Origin of the sequence: Rhodoplanes sp. P11, from assembly GCF_964266735.1 — a bacterium.
GTDB lineage: Bacteria > Pseudomonadota > Alphaproteobacteria > Rhizobiales > Xanthobacteraceae > Rhodoplanes > Rhodoplanes serenus.
Genome location: NZ_CAXWGY010000016.1, coordinates 239,619 through 254,506, shown reverse-complemented (window position 1 = coordinate 254,506; position 14,888 = coordinate 239,619). Strand labels below are relative to the sequence as shown.

The 14,888-nt window shown below is 71.3% G+C and carries 15 protein-coding genes; 10 read left to right on the top strand and 5 right to left on the bottom strand.

Annotation, left to right across the window (positions count from 1 at the left end; all coding sequences use genetic code 11):
* The first annotated feature begins 83 nt into the window (after positions 1-83).
* The 5 genes from ACFQUV_RS12940 to ACFQUV_RS12920 all read left to right on the top strand — a co-directional run bounded on the left by ACFQUV_RS12940 (position 84) and on the right by ACFQUV_RS12920 (position 5,737).
* Complete coding sequence (locus tag ACFQUV_RS12940; RefSeq protein WP_129611486.1) at positions 84-956, top strand: branched-chain amino acid ABC transporter permease; 873 nt, start codon at positions 84-86, stop codon at positions 954-956.
* Positions 953-1,996, top strand: coding sequence for a branched-chain amino acid ABC transporter permease (locus tag ACFQUV_RS12935; RefSeq protein ID WP_129611485.1), 1,044 nt, complete (start codon positions 953-955; stop codon positions 1,994-1,996). The genes ACFQUV_RS12940 and ACFQUV_RS12935 overlap by 4 nt, the downstream gene beginning before the upstream one ends.
* A gap of 53 nt (positions 1,997-2,049) precedes the next feature.
* Entirely contained in the window at positions 2,050-2,847 is a 798-nt protein-coding gene (locus tag ACFQUV_RS12930) for an ABC transporter ATP-binding protein (protein WP_244601759.1), read from the top strand.
* Positions 2,834-3,538 (top strand): ABC transporter ATP-binding protein, encoded by a 705-nt coding sequence (locus tag ACFQUV_RS12925; protein WP_129611484.1) that lies wholly within the window; start codon positions 2,834-2,836, stop codon positions 3,536-3,538. The genes ACFQUV_RS12930 and ACFQUV_RS12925 overlap by 14 nt, the downstream gene beginning before the upstream one ends.
* A 456-nt stretch (positions 3,539-3,994) precedes the next feature.
* The gene (locus ACFQUV_RS12920; RefSeq protein WP_111385123.1) at positions 3,995-5,737 is read left to right on the top strand and encodes an MFS transporter; all 1,743 of its coding nucleotides are present in this window, start codon (positions 3,995-3,997) and stop codon (positions 5,735-5,737) included.
* A 119-nt stretch (positions 5,738-5,856) separates the two neighbouring features.
* On the opposite strand, the gene ACFQUV_RS12915 is transcribed toward ACFQUV_RS12920, so the two are convergent.
* Positions 5,857-7,311 (bottom strand): bifunctional serine/threonine-protein kinase/universal stress protein, encoded by a 1,455-nt coding sequence (locus tag ACFQUV_RS12915; RefSeq protein WP_129611483.1) that lies wholly within the window; start codon positions 7,309-7,311, stop codon positions 5,857-5,859.
* Positions 7,312-7,705: 394 nt separating this feature from the next.
* On the opposite strand from ACFQUV_RS12915, the gene ACFQUV_RS12910 reads away from it, so the two are divergent.
* Complete coding sequence (locus tag ACFQUV_RS12910) at positions 7,706-8,149, top strand: winged helix-turn-helix domain-containing protein (protein WP_371851755.1); 444 nt, start codon at positions 7,706-7,708, stop codon at positions 8,147-8,149.
* Here ACFQUV_RS12910 and ACFQUV_RS12905 read toward each other — a convergent pair.
* Both ACFQUV_RS12905 and modD read right to left on the bottom strand, forming a co-directional pair.
* Positions 8,049-8,543, bottom strand: a complete 495-nt coding sequence (locus tag ACFQUV_RS12905) for a TOBE domain-containing protein (protein WP_129611481.1) — start codon at positions 8,541-8,543, stop codon at positions 8,049-8,051. The genes ACFQUV_RS12910 and ACFQUV_RS12905 overlap by 101 nt on opposite strands.
* A 50-nt stretch (positions 8,544-8,593) precedes the next feature.
* Complete coding sequence (modD, locus tag ACFQUV_RS12900; protein ID WP_371851754.1) at positions 8,594-9,487, bottom strand: ModD protein; 894 nt, start codon at positions 9,485-9,487, stop codon at positions 8,594-8,596.
* Positions 9,488-9,670: 183 nt separating this feature from the next.
* Here modD and ACFQUV_RS12895 point away from each other — a divergent pair, with 183 nt between their 5' ends.
* From ACFQUV_RS12895 to ACFQUV_RS12880, 4 genes are all read left to right on the top strand, one after another.
* Positions 9,671-9,877 carry a molybdopterin-binding protein gene (locus tag ACFQUV_RS12895; protein ID WP_111388523.1) on the top strand — a complete coding sequence of 69 codons (207 nt, stop codon included), beginning with the start codon at positions 9,671-9,673 and terminating at the stop codon, positions 9,875-9,877.
* Between the two features lie 239 nt (positions 9,878-10,116).
* Positions 10,117-11,100 (top strand): ABC transporter substrate-binding protein, encoded by a 984-nt coding sequence (locus ACFQUV_RS12890; RefSeq protein WP_129611479.1) that lies wholly within the window; start codon positions 10,117-10,119, stop codon positions 11,098-11,100.
* Positions 11,100-11,888 (top strand): ABC transporter permease, encoded by a 789-nt coding sequence (locus ACFQUV_RS12885; protein WP_207211607.1) that lies wholly within the window; start codon positions 11,100-11,102, stop codon positions 11,886-11,888. The genes ACFQUV_RS12890 and ACFQUV_RS12885 overlap by 1 nt, the downstream gene beginning before the upstream one ends.
* Positions 11,889-11,891: 3 nt before the next feature.
* Complete coding sequence (locus ACFQUV_RS12880) at positions 11,892-12,692, top strand: ABC transporter ATP-binding protein (RefSeq protein ID WP_129611478.1); 801 nt, start codon at positions 11,892-11,894, stop codon at positions 12,690-12,692.
* Here the strand turns inward: ACFQUV_RS12880 and ACFQUV_RS12875 are convergent.
* Positions 12,653-13,237 carry a DUF2478 domain-containing protein gene (locus tag ACFQUV_RS12875; protein ID WP_129611477.1) on the bottom strand — a complete coding sequence of 195 codons (585 nt, stop codon included), beginning with the start codon at positions 13,235-13,237 and terminating at the stop codon, positions 12,653-12,655. The genes ACFQUV_RS12880 and ACFQUV_RS12875 overlap by 40 nt on opposite strands.
* 179 nt (positions 13,238-13,416) lie before the next feature.
* On the bottom strand, positions 13,417-14,808 hold the full coding sequence (locus ACFQUV_RS12870; RefSeq protein ID WP_129611476.1) for an AarF/ABC1/UbiB kinase family protein: 1,392 nt from the start codon (positions 14,806-14,808) through the stop codon (positions 13,417-13,419).
* Between the last annotated feature and the right edge of the window lie 80 nt (positions 14,809-14,888).

Here is a 14,888-nt window from a genome sequence, read left to right as displayed (position 1 = left end):
TGCTTGCGTCGCCTCGTCGCTCGTCTCGTCCGGCGCCGCGCCGCGGCGCCGTAGGCGTGTCCCCGAAACCCCCGCGGGAGCCCATGGATCAACTCCTTCAGCACGCCCTCAACGCCATGATACTCGGCGGCACCTATGCGCTGCTCGGCATCGGGCTGACCCTGATCTTCGGGATCATGCGGGTCGTCAACTTCACCCACGGCGAGCTCTACGCCTTCGGGGCCTACATGATGTACATGTGGGTGATGCTGATCGGCGCCAATTTCGTGCTGTCGATCGTGCTCGCGGTCGCGCTCGGCGTGGTGCTCGGCGCCGCCATCGAGATCGTGCTGCTGCGACGCCTGCGCGGCGCCGACATCGACACCACCATGCTGGTGATGATCGGCGCGTGGATCGCGATCCAGAACACCGAGCAGCTCGTCTGGTCCGGCGTCGCCAAGTCGATCAACTCGCCGTTCCCGTCGGCTCCGCTGGTGGTCGGTGCCATCTCGGTGTCGTGGACGCGGTTGTTCGTGTTCGCCGTCGCCGTGCTGCTGATCGCCGCGACCTATGCGCTCATCCAATGGACGCGCCTCGGCAAGGCGATGCGCGCCACCTTCCAGGATCGCGAGGCGGCGGCCCTGATGGGGGTGCGGATCGACACGGTCCACACCGCCACCTTCGCGCTCGGCTCCGGCCTGGCGGCCGCCGCCGGCGCGCTGCTGGGGCCGGTCTTCGTGGTCTATCCGACGATCGGCGATCTCGCCTCCCTCAAGGCGTTCGCCATCGTCATCCTCGGCGGCCTCGGCAGCATCCCGGGGGCCACCATCGGTGGCTTCATCCTCGCCTTCATGGAGGAGCTCGGCGCCGGCTACATTTCGTCCGGCTATCGCGACGCCATGGGCTTCCTGCTGATCATTCTGATCCTGCTGGTCAAGCCGACCGGCCTGTTCGCCCGCAAGGAGCGGATCGGATGAATCGCGCCGCCTCGCTCGCCTTCGTGGTCCTCCTGGTGTCGCTGCCGCTGTGGATGGACAACCTCTATTTCCTCCACGTCCTCATCGTCGCCGGCATCTTCATCGTGGCGGCGATGAGCCTCAACCTCTTGCTCGGCTTCACCGGGCAGCTCAGCCTCGGCCATGTCGCCTTCTTCGGCATCGGCGCCTATGCGTCGAGCCTGTGCTCGCTCGGCTTCGAGATCCATGTGTGGGGCGACACCACGGTGTCGCTGGCACCGAAGCCGGTGTGGCTGTCGATGCTGATCGCCATCGTCGTCGCGGGGCTGTGCGGCTACATGATCGGCAAGATCTCGTTCAAGGTGCGCGGCGCCTACTTCGTCATCGTGTCGGTGAGCTTCGCCGAGGTGACACGGCTCGTCGCCCTCAACTGGATCGAGCTGACCCAGGGGCCGATGGCGCTCAACAACATCCCGGTCCTCAAGCTGTGGGCGCCGGGGATCGGCTCCATCGACATCATCGGCAAGGTGCCCAACTATTATCTGGTGCTCGCCGTCGCCATTCTCACCTATGTGATCATCCACCGGCTGGTGTACTCGCAGGCCGGGCGCGCCATGATCGCTCTGCGTGAGAACGAGCCGCTCGCCACCTCGGTCGGCATCGACGTGACGCGCTTCCTGGTGCTCGCCACCGTGGTGTCGGCGGCGCTCGCCGGCCTCGCCGGCGCCGTCTATGCCCATTACGTCCGCATCGTCGATCCCGACGTGTTCCTGTTCATCTACACGGTCACCATGGTGATCATGGTGGTCACCGGCGGCAAGGGCACGCTCGCCGGGCCGATCGTCGGCGGGCTGATCTTCGGCATCCTGCCGGAGGTGCTGCGCGGTTTCCAGGTGATCCCGGAGGTCCAGTGGGTGGTGTACGGGGTGCTGATGATCCTGATCGTCTATTTCCTGCCCGAGGGCATCGTGCCGGCGGTGCGGGCGGCCTGGCGGCGACGTCTCGATCGTCCCGGCGCGCCGCCGACGCGGCCGGCGGTCGCAGCGGAGGCCAAGCCGTGAGGGCCGCGGCATCGACCTCCACCCCGGCAGCGCCCGCGCCTGGCGCGGCGTCCGTGGCGCCCGCCGCCGATGCGCCGGTGGCGCTCGCCGTCACCGGCCTGTCGATCCGCTTCGGCGGCCTCACCGCCGTGCAGGACATGACGTTCGAGGTGCGCGAAGGCGAGGTGCTGTCGCTGATCGGCCCCAACGGCGCCGGCAAGACATCCGCCTTCAACGCCATCACCGGCTACTTGCAAGCGTCGAGCGGCGAGATCGTCTATCGCGGGGTGTCCCTGCGCGGCCTCAAGCCCAATCAGATCGCCTCGCACGGGGTCGTCCGCACGTTTCAGAAGACCAGCGTGTTCGGCGGCCTCACGGTGCTCGAAAACGTGCTGGTCGGCCTGCACCGCCGCGCCCGGCAGCATCCGCTCGCCATCATGCTCGGGCTGCCGAGCATCCGCCGCGACGAGGTGCGGCTGCGCGAGGCGGCCTGGGAGGTGCTGCGGCTGATCGGCCTCGAAACGCGGGCCGGCGAGACCGCGGTGTCGCTGCCCTATGGCGAGCTGCGGCTCCTGGAGGTGGCGGTGGCGCTCGCCGCCGAGCCGACGCTGCTGCTGCTCGACGAGCCGGCCGCCGGCATGAACCCGGCCGAGACCGGCGCCTTCATGGCGCTGCTCGGCCGCATCCGGGCGCGCGGCGTCACCGTGCTGCTGGTCGAGCACGACATGAAGATGGTGATGGGCGTCTCCGATCGGATCGTCTGCCTCAATCAGGGACGGATCATCGCCGACGGCCCGCCCGCGGCCATCCAGCGCGACCCGCAGGTGATCCGCGCCTATCTCGGGGAGAGATACGTCCGTGCTCAAGGTTGAGGGGCTGGTCTGCCGCTACGGCAGGGTGGAGGCGGTGCGCGACCTCTCGATCGAGGTGCATCGCGGCGAGCTGGTCACCCTGATCGGCGCCAACGGCGCCGGCAAGACCACCAGCCTGAAGGCCATCTCGGGCCTGTTGGCGCCGGCTGCTGGCCGCATCGTGTTCGACGGCGAGGACATCACCCGCGCCTCGGCCCGGCAGGTGCTGGAGCGCGGCATCGCTCACTGTCCCGAGGGCCGCCGCGTGTTCCCCTATATGAGCGTGCGCGAGAACCTGGAGATGGGCTGCTTCCTGCGCCGCGACGCCGCCGGCGTCGCCGAGGACATGGACCGGCTGTTCGCCCGCTTCCCGATCTTGCACGAGCGGCGCAATCAGGCGGCCGGCACGCTCTCGGGCGGCGAGCAGCAGATGCTGGCGATCTCGCGGGCGCTGATGTCGCGCCCCAAGCTGGTGTTGTTCGACGAGCCGTCGCTGGGCCTCGCGCCCAACCTGGTCGAGCGCACCTTCGAGATCATCGAGAGCATCCGGAAGGACGGCGTCACCGTCGTGATGGTGGAGCAGAACGCCTTCGCGGCGCTGGAGCTGTCCGATCGTTCCTATGTGCTGGAGCAGGGCCGTGTGACGCTCACCGGAACAGGCCGGGCGCTGCTCGACGATCCCTATGTCCGGCAGGCCTATCTCGGCGCCTGATGCTGCACCGCACAGGCTCGGCGTGATCGCTGAACGATCGCGTCGGACTCGTGTTTGATGCCGTATGGCGACGCACCGTCACGACCGCGGGTCGTGACAGGTCGGTGCGACGGTGCGACGTTTCGCCGTACATCGGTGTCATGACGCCGCAGGCGATGGTCGATCGTTACCAGAGCGAGAGAAGAAGCGGCCCCGGCGAGGTCGAATGCCGGCCGATGCAGCAACGCGATGCCGCCGCGCACGATCGATCCTGATTTGATCTAGACGAAAGTCTGGCTTCTGTCGCCGGAACGCACTCCTCAATATCGCCGCACTCACACGACCGCGGATATCACCGCCGGCGCCGGTGCTTTCATTGGTCGGGCTCGCCGGAGCCCGGAGGAAACGCAAAAGAGGTTCAGGAGGGAGTTCACCATGACCATGTCTGCGACCGCGGGCCGCGCTCAAGCGGCCCCGATGTCGCGCGAGGAAAAGCGAGTCATTCTCGCTTCGTCGCTCGGCACCGTCTTCGAGTGGTACGACTTTTATCTCTACGGCTCGCTCGCCGCCGTCATCGGCGCGCAGTTCTTCTCGGCCTATCCGGAGGCCACCCGCAACATCTTCGCGCTGCTCGCCTTCGCGGCCGGCTTCCTCGTCCGCCCGTTCGGCGCCCTGGTGTTCGGCCGCCTCGGCGACATGGTCGGCCGCAAGTACACCTTCCTGATCACCATCCTGATCATGGGCCTGTCGACCTTCTTCGTCGGGCTGTTGCCGTCCTACGAGACCATCGGGGTGCTGGCGCCGATCACGCTGCTGGCGCTGCGCATGCTCCAGGGCCTGGCGCTCGGTGGCGAGTACGGTGGTGCGGCCGTCTACGTGGCCGAGCACGCGCCCAGCGGCCGCCGCGGCTTCTACACCTCGTTCATCCAGACGACCGCGACGCTCGGCCTGCTGCTGTCGCTGATCGTCATCATGTTCACGCAGATCTACGTGAACGCCAACTATCCCGAGGTGATCACCGCCACCGGCGCCAAGCTGACGCCGTTTGCGGCCTGGGGCTGGCGCATTCCGTTCCTCGTCTCGGTGGTCCTGCTCGGCATCTCGGTCTGGATTCGGCTCCAGATGCAGGAGAGCCCGGCGTTCAAGAAGATGAAGGAAGACGGCACGCAGTCGAAGGCGCCGCTGTCGGAGGCGTTCGGCCAGTGGCGCAACGCCAAGATCGCGCTGCTCGCGCTGCTCGGCCTCGTCGCCGGTCAGGCCGTGGTGTGGTACACGGGCCAGTTCTATGCCCTGTTCTTCCTCCAGTCGATCCTGAAGGTCGACTCCTTCACCGCCAACGTGCTGATCGCGTGGTCGCTCGTCCTCGGCACCGGCGGCTTCATCGTGTTCGGCGCGCTGTCCGACCGTATCGGCCGGAAGCCGATCATCCTGGCCGGCTGCCTGCTCGCCGCGCTGACTTACTTCCCGCTGTTCAAGTGGCTCACCGCGACCGCCAACCCGGCGCTCTACGAGGCCCAGCAGAAGACCCAGGTGGTCGTCGTCACCGACCCGTCGCAGTGCTCGTTCCAGTTCAACCCGACCGGAACCGCCAAGTTCACCTCGCCCTGCGACATCGCCAAGTCGTCGCTCGCCCGCCTCGCCGTGACCTACACGGTCGAGGAGGCGCCCGCCGGCTCGCCGACCGTCGTCCGGGTCGGGTCGACCAACGTGGCGGCCTACGACGCCACCAAGCTCTCCGCCGACGAGGCGAAGACCGTGCCGGGCGCCTTCACCAAGTCTCTCGGTGACGCGCTCACGGCGGCCGGCTATCCGCCCGCCAACAACCCGAGCGTCGTCAAGATCGCCATCGATCCCAAGGCCGGCCTCTCCAACTTCGCGAAGATGTTCGACATCTTCACGGCGCAGCGGCTGACCCTGATCCTGATCCTGACAATCCTGGTGGTGTACGTCACCATGGTGTACGGGCCGATCGCGGCGGCGCTGGTGGAGCTGTTCCCCACCCGCATCCGCTACACCTCGATGTCGCTGCCCTATCACATCGGCAACGGCTGGTTCGGCGGCCTGCTGCCGGCCACCTCGTTCGCCATGGTGGCGCAGACCGGCGACATCTACTTCGGCCTCTGGTACCCGATCGTCGTGGCGCTCGGCACCGTGATCATCGGCGCGATCTTCGTGCCGGAGACCAAGGACCGCGACATCTTCACCTACAAGGGCAACTGAGCGGACCGACGCGCCGCACGCCCCCGACACGAGAGGAACGGGCCGCCCATCGGGCGGCCCGTTTCGCATTGTGCGGAGCGCGGTTCCGGGCCTCCGTCATGGCCGGGCAGGCCCGCCGTTCAGGCGTCGGTGGTCTCCGCCAGCGCGGTGCGGACGGCCGCTTGCGACTCGGTCGCCTCCTCCTGGCGCTTGATGCGCACCACGGTGACCGGGCACAGCGCCTCCGCCACCACCTGGGCCGAGACGCTGCCGAGATGCCGGCGCAGCGCCGAGGAGGCGCGCGCCCCCATGACGATGTGGTCGACATCGTTGTGGGCCGCGTAGGACAGGATGGCGGCGGCTGGATCGAGCGCCTCGACGACATGATAGCTGACTCGGTCCTCGGGCAGCCCGAAGGGCGCCGCCCAGTCCTTCAGGGCGACCAGCCGGCTCACATACATGGAGCGGCCGGCCGCATCGGTCTTGTCGTCGGCGCCGGCGAGACGCGTCTTCAGCACGGTGAAGCAGGCGAGCCGGGCGCCCTCGCGGCCGTCCATCACCCGGGCGACGTGCTGGCGCACCTCGGCCGCGATGGCATCGGTGCCGCCGGCGAGATCGACCGCGGCCATCACCAGCACGGCGGCGGAGCGGCGCGCCGCGGCGGCGCGGCGGATCGCCGGCGGCGGCGGGCGGCGGCCGCCGAACAGCCGCAGCAGCGCCCGCCAGCCGCGCGGCCGGTGGGTGTCGGCCTGGGCGCGGGCGGTGAGCACCACCTGCTCGGGATTGCGCAGGTCGAAGATCACCTGGCCGGCGGTCGCGTAGCGCCGCGCCGGGTCGATCTCCATGCATTTGAGAATCACCTCCTGGAGCCAGCGCGGCACCTCGCGGGACAGAACGCGCGGCGGCGGCGGCGCGTGATAGAGGCGGCGCTGCATGCCGGCCTTGGTGGTCGGGTTGCCGAACGGCTTCTCGCCGGTCACCAGCTCGTACAGGATGCAGCCGAGCGCGAAGATGTCGCTCGCCGGATTGGTGCGATCGCCGAGCACCTGCTCGGGCGCGATATAGGCCGCCGTGCCCATCGGCACGCTGCTCTCCTCGGCCAGGAAGTCGGGCAGCTCCATATGGTGGGCGAGGCCGAAGTCGATCAGCACGGCGCCGCGCTCGGCGAGGATCACGTTGCCGGGCTTGAGATCGAGATGGATCACCTTCTGGCGATGCAGGTGAGCGAGCGCGGTGGCGATGTCGACGCCGTAGATGACCGCCGTCTGCCACGAGAAGGGGCCGCGCTCCATCTCGGCCGCGAGCGTCGTCCCCGGCACGTACTCCATGGCGATGTAAGGGATCTCGGCGAAGTCGCCGGAGCCGAAGAAGCGCGGCACATGCGGGCCCGAGAGGCGCTTGAGGATCATCTCCTCGACCTCGAAGCCGATGATGGTCGAGGCGTCCTGGCCGGCGTCCAGGAACGGGATCTTGATCAGGATCGGGTCCGTGATGGTCGGGTGGGTGGCGCGCCAGATCGACCCCATGCCGCCGGAGCGCAGCCGCTCGGTGAGCGTGAAGCCGGCGATCTCCCGTCCGACCACCAGATCCCGCATGGGTCCCCCGTTCTCGCCCGGTCGGCGCGCGACCGCGCCCGCAGAGGTGTCTCGCGGCGACAGGCTGCACGGCGGCCCGCAGCCCTGCAAGCCATCCGAACGTCCAGGTCCGAACGGTCAGGTCCGAACGGTCAGGTCCGATGCGAATACGGGGACGCCGGAGTGCCGGACGGCCCCGGCGGTCCGGCTTGCCAGCGCCGGCCGTGTGACCTACGCAAGGAAGGCGCGAGGCCGCGCCGCCTGCGGCCCGGCCCCAGGGCTCGATGCCAGGAGCGCGAATGCCAGGAGCGCAGATGCGATGAGCAAGATCGGCGCGACGGCCCCCGAGACGCCTGCGGGCGAGCCGGCCGAGAGGCCCGCAGCGGTGTCGCCGGCCACGATCTCGCCTGTCCCCGTGTCACCGGAGGCGGGTGGCCCCGCCGCTGCCGCGACCATTGCGCTGAGCCTGGCCTTCGGCAATGGCGGCCGCCTCGATCCCGAGGACATCCGGCTTCTGGAGACCATCCGGCGGGTTCGCTCGATCCTCGGCGCCAGCCGGGCGCTCGGCACCTCCTACCGCAAGTGCTGGCTCATGGTGGACGCCCTCAACCACACCTTCGAGAGCCCGGCGGTCGAGACCTTCCCGGGCCGGCGCGGCGGCGGTGCCGCGCTCACGGCGTTCGGCGAGCGGCTGATCGCCCTCTATCGGTCGCTGGAGCGGCAGGCGCAGCGCAGCGGCGCCCGCACCCTGGACGAGCTCACCGCGGCGCTCGATCCGGCGTTCGCGACCCGGGCCACGGGCGCCGCCGCGGCAGATCCGACGGCCGAACCGCGGCGTTCCCGATCGCGACCGACTTGATCATCGCCCACGCCCGCAAGCCCGGCTCCAGCGCCAGCCGCTCGACCGATTCCCAGGTCACCAGGGCGTCGAGCCGCGTGGTGCCGAGGTCGAAGCGCACCCGCGCGTAGGGCGGAGCCAGCCGCTCCACCTCGACGATGGTGCCGGGCAGCCGGTTGGTGATCGACACGTCCATGGGCCGCGTCAGCGCCACCGAGACGTCGCGGGCGTCGATCGTCACCCGCACCCCGGCGTCGACCGCGGCGGCGACCAGCGGCACCCGCAGCTCGCCGTCGCCGAACAGCAGGGTCGACAGCCCCCACGCCGGATCGTGCCGCAGCACGCGGGCGTCGAGCATGGTGGCGAGCGTGACGGGCGGCGCGGCGGCCGGAGCGGAGAGGACATCGGTCGACATGGCCGGCCACCATGCCAGAAACGCGCCAGCCCCGCGACTCCGGCCGTCCGTCAAGGAGCGCTGCCGCCCGGCCGCACGAAGCCGATCGCGGCGGCCGCCGCCGGCGGCCCGAGATGGACGGCGACGTCGCGCGGCGCTGCCGTCCAGGGCGCCGAGGTGACCAGCACCCGGGCGCCCGCCGCCGCATAGGCGGCGGCGTTGCCGGGACCGATGCCGCCGGCCGCCGCCACGACCACGCGCGGCGCCGCCTGGCGCAGCCGCTCCACCAGCGCCGCCACCGCCTCGGGCGCGAATTTCTCGGCCTGGATCACGTCGGCGCCGGCGGTTGCCCAGGCGGCGCCCTCGTCGACGGTGGCCACCTCGACCACGATCGCCTTCTCGGGCGCGGCGCGGCGCAGCCGCCCCACCATGTCGGCCGGCGCGAGGTCGGCGAGGAAGCGGCGGTGCTCGGCGAACACCAGCACGGTCTCCGACAGGCCGAGCCGGTGCGGCACCCCGCCGCCCGCCATCAGCGCCTTGACGGACAGCGCCTTGGCACCCGGCACGGTCTTGCGGGTGCCGGCCACGGCGATGTCGGGCGCGACGGCGCGGGCGGCGTCGACAATGGCCCGTGTCGTCGTGGCGATGCCGGAGGCGATCTCGATCAGCGTCTGGGCGACCTTCCAGCCGTGGTGGAGGACAGCGGCCGGCCCGGTCGCCGTGAGGATCGGGTCGCCGGCCGCGAGCGCCGTGCCCGAGCGCGCCATGAGATCGACCCGGCCGCCGAGCCGGGCGATGAGCCGCGCCGCCTCCTCGGAGAGCGCCAGCACCATCGGGCCGCGGGCCGAGAAGGTCATGCGGGCCGGGGCGTCGCCGATGCCGAGCGCCCAGGTGGTCAGGTCGCCGAAAGGGACGTCGTCGGCCAGCAGGGCGTCGAGGGCGTGGTCCGCGTAGGCGGCAGGCAGCATGGGGAAGACTCCGGGAGACGGCGAACGAGGCGAGGGGGGTGGGCAGAACGATTAAGGCAGGTGGGAGTGGGGAGAAGTGGGCGACGGCAACCTTCTGGTGTGCTAGGCTCGGATCGCTACACATTGGAAGCCGTGCCCCGGCATGGTGCAGGGGCTCGTATTGTTCGTCGAGGTACTGCCATGAAGCTGTCCGCCCGCAACGTGATCGAAGGCAAGGTCGTCGAGATCCGGAAGGGGGCCACCACGGCCCATGTTCGCCTGGACATCGGCAGCGCCGTCGTGACCGCGGCGATCACCAACGAGGCGGTCGAGGAGCTGGGTCTCGCGGTCGGCCAGACCGCCTGCGCGGTCATCAAGGCCTCGGACGTGATGATCGGGGTCCGCTGAAGCGAACCGCGCCGCGACGAGTCCAGTCGACGACGCGATCCTGTCGAGACGACGGACGGCCCGGGCCTCGCCCCGGGCCGTTTGCGTTTGATCGCTCGCCCCGATGGTCCTGCGCCTCGTCTCGTCCGGCCTCCCGGCGCGCATGTCGGGCTTCTCCCGCGGCTGTCGATCCTATATCATGATTTATATAGGATGGCGGGCCCCGGTCCGCCCACAGCTTTTGTGGACGATCGAACACCATGCTGACGCGACGACGCCTTCTCGCCTGCGGCGCCGCCGGTGCCGCGACCCTGGCGCTCGGCCGGCCGAGCCTCGCCCGCCCGGTCGAGGGGCTGGAGATCCTGGGCGCCCCCAACGCTTCGACCATCGTGCTGGTGCGCCTCCTGGAGAGCGGCGGGCTCGCCGCCGCGGCGCCCGGCGCCAGCTTCCGGCTGTGGCGCGACGCCGACGAGCTGCGCGCCGGCCTGGTGTCGGGCCGCTCGCGCCTGATCACCACGCCGACCCACGTGCCCGCCAATCTCGCCAATCGCGGCCTGCCGATGCGGCTCCTGTGCGTGCTCAGCATGGGGCATCTGTCGATCGTCACCGCCGATGAGGGGATCGGCGCGCTCGCCGACCTGCGCGGCCGGCCCGTCGTCGGCTTCTTCCGCAACGACATGCCGGACCTCGTCTTCCGCACCCTGGTGCGGCGCGCCGGGCTCGATCCCGATCGCGACATGACCCTGACCTATGCCCAGACCGCCATGGAGGCGGCCCAGATGCTGGCCGCCGGCCGTGCCGCGACGGCCATCCTGTCGGAGCCGTCGGCGACCGCCGCCATCGCCATGGCGCAGCAGCAGGGTCGCACCCTGCGCCGCGCCGTCAGCCTCCAGGCCGAGTGGGGGCGGCATTTCGGCCGGCCGCGCATCCCGATGGCGGGCGTCGCCCTACACCAGAGCCTGATCGACGAGGCGCCCGCGCTGGTCGCGGCGCTGCGGGCGGGGCTCGTGCCCGCCAAGGACTGGGTGCTGACCAACCGCGGCGAGGCGGCCGCGCTGGCCGAGCGCACCATGGCCACCAAGGCGCCGCTGTTCGAGCGGTCGCTCGCCCACTTCAACGTCGACGCCGTCTCGGCCCGGGCCCTGAAGGACGAGCTGGAGACCTTCTACGGCGCCATCCTGGCGCTGTCGCCCGAGGCCCTCGGCGGGCGGCTGCCCGACGACGCCTTCTATCTCGACCTGTGATGGCCGCAGGAGCGATGGCGCGGGCGGTCTCCTGGCTCTGGGGCGGGCTCGGGTTGCTGGCTCTCGGGCTCGCCTGGGAGGCCGGCCACCGCGCCTTCGGGCCGTTCGTGCTGCCGGCCCCGGCCGAGGCCGGGGCGCGGCTCGCCGCCCTGCTGGCCGATGGCGACGCCTGGCCGGCGCTCGCCGTCACCGCCGGCAATGCGCTCGGCGGCTGGCTCGCCGGGGCGCTGGTCGGGGCCGGGCTCGGCATCGCCGGCGGCCTGGTCGGCCCGCTCGGGGCGGCGCTACGGCCGGTCGTCACCGTGACGCTCGGGGTGCCGCCGATCGCCTGGGTGGTGCTGGCGCTCCTGTGGTTCGGCCCGCGCGGCGGCGCCCCCGCCTTCACGGTGCTGGTGACCGCGATGCCGGTGGTGTTCGCGGCGGCGTTCCAGGGGCTCGCGGCCCGCGATCCGCGGCTCGGCGAGATGGCGACCGTGTATGGCGCGCCGCTGCTGCTGCGGCTGCGCATGCTGATCCTGCCGCAGCTTCTCGACCACCTGCTGCCGGCGCTCGCCACCGCGCTGGCGCTCGCCTTCAAGGTCGCCGTGATGGCCGAGGTGCTGGGCGGCGGCGTCGGCATCGGCGGCCGGATCGCGACGGCGCGGGCGCATCTCGATCTGGTCGAGACGATGGCGTGGATTCTCCTGGTCGTGGCGGTGCTGCTGGTCTGCGATGGCCTGATCCTGGCGCCGCTGCGGCGCCTGATGGCGGGACGGCGCTCCGCGGCGCCGGTGTCGGCGGCGGGGTGAGCGATGCTGCGGTTCGAGCGGGTGGGGCTTCGCTATGCCGACGGGCCGGTGCTCGACGACTTCGATCTCGCGGTGGCGCCCGGCGAGCTGGTCGTGCTGCTCGGCCCCTCCGGCTGCGGCAAGACCACGCTGCTGCGGCTCGCCGCCAGGCTCGCGGCGCCCTCCACCGGGCGCGTCGTCAACCGCTTCGCCCGCACCGCCGTGGTGTTCCAGGAGCCGCGCCTGCTACCGTGGTGGTCGGCGCTCGACAATGTCGCCTTCGCGCTGGCGGCCCGCGGGGTGGCGCCGGCCGAGCGGCGGGCGCGCGCCGCCGCCCTGCTGGGCCGGCTCGGCTTCTCGCCGGCCGATCTGCGCAAGCGGCCGGCCGCGCTGTCGGGCGGCATGCAGGGTCGGACCGCGATCGCCCGCGCCCTGGTGGTGGAGCCCGACCTGGTGCTGATGGACGAGCCCTTCGCGGCCCTCGACGTCGGCCTGCGCCGCGATCTCCAGGACCTCGTTCGTGGTGCGGTGGACCGGGACGGCGCCGCCGTCCTGTTCGTCACCCACGACGTCACCGAGGCGGTGCGGCTGGCCGACCGGCTGGTGGTGCTGTCGCGACGTCCGGCCCGGGTGGTCCACGATGTCCGGACGCAGCCGGAGGCGTCGCCCGCCGCCATCCACCGGGCCGCCGCGGCACTGCTCGACACCCCGGCCGTGCGGGCCGCCCTGCTGGCGCGCCACGGCGAGCCCGGCCAGCCCGAGAGGCCGGAGATTCGGCCGGGCCGTCAGCCCGCCTCGGCGGCTCCGTCCTGGCCGGCGCGGTAGCGCCGCCACCACGTCTCCAGCGCCTCCGCGTCGGCCGTCACCGCGGTCGCGAGCGGGCCGGCGAAGGCCGCCCAGGCGTCGGCGAGCGGCGGCGCTACTGCCGTGACCACCGGCAGATCGGCCGCGATGGCGGCCTGGAACGCCTCGGTGAGACCGCGCCGGTCCGCCTCCTGCTTGCCGAACTTGGACAGGATCACCAGATCGGCGCCGGCCGCGATCGCCGCCTGGGCCAGCGCACAGGCGGCCGCGAGGCCGCCCGGATCGAGATTGCAGGCGGTGGAGCCGGGGCCGAGGTCCTGGCTGATCGACACCCGCCGGCCATCGGTGAGATCGCGCAGGAACAGGCCGTCGCAGGTGCCGTTGCCGCACACCGCCTCCTCGACGAGGCCGACCACCCGCAGCCCTTCGGCGGCGCGCCGCGCCGCGAAGGAGGCCAGCACCGCCTGAACGACGGAACCCGCCGCCCCGCTCACCGCCGCGATCGGGGCGATGTCGGCCGGCGTATCGGGACCGGCTTGCGATAAGGCTGCCACGGTCGTCGCCATGCCGGCGATCCTATATTCGTTGCGCTATAGCTTCAAGGCGCGGCGCCGGGCGGGCGTCGCGGCCGCGCAGATGTAGCGGGTTCGCGGCGGACTGGCGACGGCACCGGGCGCAAGTCCGGCATGGTGGCAAGGCCGGGCACGCCCGGCATGGCGCCGGCGCGCGCGGTAGTGGCGGGCTCTCAGGCCGCGGTCGACGGCACCGGGGTGGGCAGGCCGGCGTCGGCGAGGGCGACGCGCTGGCGCTCCGCCACCTCGGCCACCGAGAAGTTCTCGATCGCCTCGTTGAACAGCCGGTGATAGTTGAGCCGCGAGTCCAGATGCAGGAACACTCCGCCGAGCCCGATGGCGGCGCGGTCCATGAACACGAACTCCTGCGGGATGGTCACCGGCCCCTTCTCCTTGAGGGCGCGGTGGACCACGAAGGCTTCGCGCCGGCCGTACTCGCCGGGCTTGACGCCGTCCGCGATGGTGCGCACCCGGTCCTCCATCACCGGGCCGAAGATGAACTTGGCCCAGATGTTGAGGATGTCGATCAGCTCGTGAGAGAGGCCGCGGAAGCCCCACGCCTCGTAGGCGGCGACGATCTGGGTGCGGTCGTTCTTCTGGAGCCCGTGATAGAGGTCGACGACGCCGGACACGAAGCGCGGCGGGAAGATGCGGATGCAGCCGTAGTCGAGCAGGTTGATGCCGACCACCTCGCCGTCCGGCTTGGCATAGGCCGTGTAGTTGCCGAGATGCGGGTCGCCATGGATGACGCCGAAGCGGCTGAACGGCAGCCACCAGGCGCGATAGAGCGCGGTGGCGAGCCGGTTGCGGGTCTCGATATCGGCGGTCTTGAAGGCGAGCAGCTTGTCGCCGTCGAGCCAGTCGAGGGTGAGGAGGCGCTTGGTCGACAGCTCCGGCCGCACGCCGGGCACGCGGACGATCGGCACGTCGGCCAGCACGGTCTTGTAGAGCCGGACGTGCTTGGCCTCGCGGGCATAGTCGAGCTCCTCGCGCACCCGCGCCGCGATCTCCTTGGCGATCTCGCTGGTGTCGATCGCCGGGTCCATGCGCCGATGCAGGGCGAACAGCCAGCCGAGCTGCTGGAGGTCGGCCTCCACGGCCGACTGCATGTCGGGATACTGGAGCTTGCAGGCGAGCTGCGCGCCGTCGTGGGCGCGGGCGCGATGGACTTGGCCGAGCGAGGCGGCGGCGGCCGGCTTGTGCTCGAACGCCGCGAACTTCGTCTGCCAATCGGGGCCAAGCTCGGCCTGCATGCGGCGCTTGACGAAGGCCCAGCCCATGGGCGGCGCCTCGCTCTGGAGCTTGGCCAGCTCGGCGGCGTATTCGGGCGGCAGCAGGTCCGGGATGGTGGCCATCAGCTGGGCCACCTTCATGATCGGCCCTTTCAGGCCGCCGAGGGCGGCCGCGAGATCGGCGGCGCCGCTCTCGCGGTCGTGGCTGCCGCTGATCAGCCGATTGGCGGCCAGCCGGGCCGCCACCCCGCCCACATTGGCGCCGACCCGGGCATAGCGCCGGGCGCGCGCGGAAAAGCGGTTCTTTTCGAGATCGTTTTCGAGATCGCTCATGGCACCCATTCGACCGGAGTGTCGGATATAGGGTGGCCCGGGCGCGATCGCCACCGCGGGTCGGCTGCGGGCGTGCGGAC

Excerpts from the sequence above, each read along its gene's own strand:
- ACFQUV_RS12940 (WP_129611486.1), top strand. The coding sequence starts at position 84 with ATGGATCAACTCCTTCAGCACGCCCTCAACGCCATGATACTCGGCGGC.
- ACFQUV_RS12935 (WP_129611485.1), top strand. The coding sequence starts at position 953 with ATGAATCGCGCCGCCTCGCTCGCCTTCGTGGTCCTCCTGGTGTCGCTG.
- ACFQUV_RS12920 (WP_111385123.1), top strand. The coding sequence starts at position 3,995 with ATGTCGCGCGAGGAAAAGCGAGTCATTCTCGCTTCGTCGCTCGGCACC.
- ACFQUV_RS12915 (WP_129611483.1), bottom strand. The coding sequence starts at position 7,311 with ATGCGGGATCTGGTGGTCGGACGGGAGATCGCCGGCTTCACGCTCACC.
- ACFQUV_RS12905 (WP_129611481.1), bottom strand. The coding sequence starts at position 8,543 with ATGTCGACCGATGTCCTCTCCGCTCCGGCCGCCGCGCCGCCCGTCACG.
- ACFQUV_RS12895 (WP_111388523.1), top strand. The coding sequence starts at position 9,671 with ATGAAGCTGTCCGCCCGCAACGTGATCGAAGGCAAGGTCGTCGAGATC.
- ACFQUV_RS12890 (WP_129611479.1), top strand. The coding sequence starts at position 10,117 with ATGCTGACGCGACGACGCCTTCTCGCCTGCGGCGCCGCCGGTGCCGCG.
- ACFQUV_RS12885 (WP_207211607.1), top strand. The coding sequence starts at position 11,100 with ATGGCCGCAGGAGCGATGGCGCGGGCGGTCTCCTGGCTCTGGGGCGGG.
- ACFQUV_RS12880 (WP_129611478.1), top strand. The coding sequence starts at position 11,892 with ATGCTGCGGTTCGAGCGGGTGGGGCTTCGCTATGCCGACGGGCCGGTG.
- ACFQUV_RS12875 (WP_129611477.1), bottom strand. The coding sequence starts at position 13,237 with ATGGCGACGACCGTGGCAGCCTTATCGCAAGCCGGTCCCGATACGCCG.
- ACFQUV_RS12870 (WP_129611476.1), bottom strand. The coding sequence starts at position 14,808 with ATGAGCGATCTCGAAAACGATCTCGAAAAGAACCGCTTTTCCGCGCGC.